Origin of the sequence: Candidatus Aquicultor secundus (assembly GCF_002791875.1) — a bacterium.
In the GTDB taxonomy this organism is placed as follows: Bacteria; Actinomycetota; Aquicultoria; order Aquicultorales; family Aquicultoraceae; genus Aquicultor_A; species Aquicultor_A secundus.
The window spans coordinates 1-2,537 of the sequence record NZ_PFNG01000074.1 but is presented as its reverse complement, the minus strand read 5'-3'; the positions used below and the strand labels follow the sequence as shown (position 1 = coordinate 2,537).

General features: G+C 42.6%; 3 protein-coding genes. All 3 read left to right on the top strand.

What is annotated here, in order from left to right; translation table 11 throughout:
- The first annotated feature begins 544 nt into the window (after window positions 1-544).
- The 3 genes from COY37_RS03095 (at window position 545) to COY37_RS03085 (ending at window position 2,459) form a co-directional block, all read left to right on the top strand.
- A complete protein-coding gene (locus COY37_RS03095) occupies window positions 545-1,072 on the top strand; it encodes an ATP-binding protein (RefSeq protein ID WP_502693746.1) in 528 nt (175 codons plus the stop codon).
- A 320-nt stretch (window positions 1,073-1,392) separates the two neighbouring features.
- A complete protein-coding gene (locus COY37_RS03090) occupies window positions 1,393-2,283 on the top strand; it encodes a type IV toxin-antitoxin system AbiEi family antitoxin domain-containing protein (RefSeq protein ID WP_286976027.1) in 891 nt (296 codons plus the stop codon).
- A complete protein-coding gene (locus COY37_RS03085; RefSeq protein WP_286976026.1) occupies window positions 2,280-2,459 on the top strand; it encodes a nucleotidyl transferase AbiEii/AbiGii toxin family protein in 180 nt (59 codons plus the stop codon). The genes COY37_RS03090 and COY37_RS03085 overlap by 4 nt, the downstream gene beginning before the upstream one ends.
- The last annotated feature ends 78 nt before the right edge of the window (window positions 2,460-2,537 follow it).

The window sequence follows — 2,537 nt, the reverse complement described above, 5'->3', positions numbered from 1 at the left end:
GGTGGAGCAGTCCGGTAGCTCGTCGGGCTCATAACCCGAAGGTCACAGGTTCAAATCCTGTCCCCGCTACCAATGAGTTCTTATTCGAACTCGAACGGAAGAGGAGATCGAAAAGGTCGGTATAAACGACTTCTTCGATCTTCTTTTCTTTTATGGAAATACTCTTAAAGAATGCCTGGTTTAGTTGTCTTCTCTTGATAGGATTTGCTTTCATGTATGCAAGGTAACAAGAGCTCGCCATCATAATAGCTTTATTCAGCACCAGCTCAAATTGATCCAGACCGGTTTTAAGGATTTCAAGCCTGGTTTCAAGTGTTGCTTCTTCGTCGTCAATTTTCTGTTGCTCAGCGCTAAGGAGCTTTAGGGATATCGCCTCTGCACAGTAGGCGTTCGAGTAGCTTAGTCCGTTTGTTATTGAGCTTATTTAGTTTATCCATGATGAATTGCTTCTCGTGAGCATGTTTGCTTTGTCTATCGATGATCTCTTCTTGAAATAGCTCTGTCAGCTGCTTAACCCTGTAATCAGGCAAGTTGACCTGGTCACATTGAAGACATCGACTTTAGGGCAAAGCGCGGACTCGATAAAGGATTTATTCTCTCTTTGGCAAATTGCGCCTGGATAGAAAAACACTACAATACAATAATTGTCGGTCCAACCGGGGTGGGTAAGACCTACATCGCCTGTGCTCTGGGAAATGCCGCTTGCAGGCAGGGATACTGCGCCATCTATTATCGTACCCCGAGGCTTCTAAACGAACTAAAGATGGCAAGAGCCGATGGATCTTTTGTAAAATTACTTAACAAACTGGCCAAAACGGATCTTCTGGTAATCGACGACTGGGGGCTAAACACTCTTTCGGATTCGGAAAGAAGAGATATGTTGGAGGTAATCGAGGATCGGTACAAAGTTAGATCAACGATAATGGCAAGCCAGGTACCGGTTGATAAATGGCACGATGTGGTGGCAAGCCCAACCATTGCCGACGCTTGTCTTAGATCGCATCGTTCACAACTCGTACAAGATCAATTTGAAGGGAGGATCCATGCGAAAATTAGACGTGCCCTTGACTGATTCCGGCCACTAGTAAATCATTGAAACAGACAGCGTCGCTTTGCTCCGAAAGTGGCCGGAATAAATCGGAATCGGTGGCCGAAATCGTCGGAATACGCACACTTGATTTATTCCAAAAACCCGGCATGAATTAGAATAGCAAGCTCTACCATTCTAATATGACACCTAAAATTAGAATAGGCTTTTTTGGCCGTAGATCCTCGCAAATTTAATCCAATTAGATCCAAGAAGTAGTAAAACAAACAAAACTCTTGACGACAATAATAAAATGTTCATAATATGTGACATATAACGATACAAATTATGAAGGAATTATCATAATGAACGAAATTAGGACGTTAGGAAAATCAGGATCAAAGTTACTCTCTAAACTAAGCGCGATAAATAAAACTACCTTTACTGTGGAAGACGCACAATATGTTCTTCCTGAAAAGAGCTATGATGCCTTGAGGCAGCTTTTAAGCAGGCTTGTGCGGTCTGGATGGTTAATTCGTCTAAAGGGTGGTAAGTACCTCATGGTTCCACTTGAAGCAGAATCGCCAGATATGTGGAGTGAGGATTCTTTTGTGTTGGCATCTGCCAGTGTGTCAGGGTCTTCAACCGTACCAGCAAGGGCTCATGTCAGTAACCCTAATTTTAAAATACAGTATGCAGAATATGCGATTTCCTATTGGTCGGCTCTTAATTATTATGGTTACACCGAGCAGATACCAAGGACCGTTTTTGTAAGCGCACCCAAAAGGGAAACTTCAACCTCTCAAGCGATCCTTGATGTCCCGTATAGGCTAGTTTTCTTGTCCCCAAAGAAGTTCTTTGGCTTGGCAATTGTGTGGCAAGATAACAAACCAGTGCAAATTACTGATAAGGAAAAGACGATAATTGATTGTCTTGACCGTCCAAGGCTTTGCGGCGGCATAGTTGAGGCAGCTAAGGGCTTATCTGAAGGATTTAAGGATGGCATTGATTTTAGCAAGTTGTCATCATATGCACGGCAAATCGGTAATGCAACTGTATTTAAGCGGCTTGGATTCTTGGCTGAGAGTTTAGAGTTACCAGTCGAGACATGGTTAGATGATTGGCAAAAGAGCATATCAAAGGGGTATAGCTTACTCGATCCCACCCAACCCAAGCAAGGTCAGTATAATGCAAGGTGGCACTTAATCATAAACGTTTTAGAACCTAACTTAATAAGTAAAAAGGGTAGCAAATGATCACAAAACAAGAAATTATGAAAGTTGCCAGGGAACTTAAGGTTGATCCGAACACAATCGAGCGCGATTACGTGATTTCCTGGTTCTTAAGCGGCATTTACGCCGATGGTATCTTGTCTCAAGCCTTTGTTTTTAAAGGCGGGACAGCTCTTCGTAAAGTGTATTTCCCTACTTAGTTACCCCTGAAAAACTCAGGGCAAATTAAATCAAATATTTAGGACAAAAGAATAGGAATTCCCAGCTCAGATGTCGAA

Excerpts from the sequence above, each read along its gene's own strand:
- COY37_RS03090 (WP_286976027.1), top strand. The coding sequence starts at position 1,393 with ATGAACGAAATTAGGACGTTAGGAAAATCAGGATCAAAGTTACTCTCT.
- COY37_RS03085 (WP_286976026.1), top strand. The coding sequence starts at position 2,280 with ATGATCACAAAACAAGAAATTATGAAAGTTGCCAGGGAACTTAAGGTT.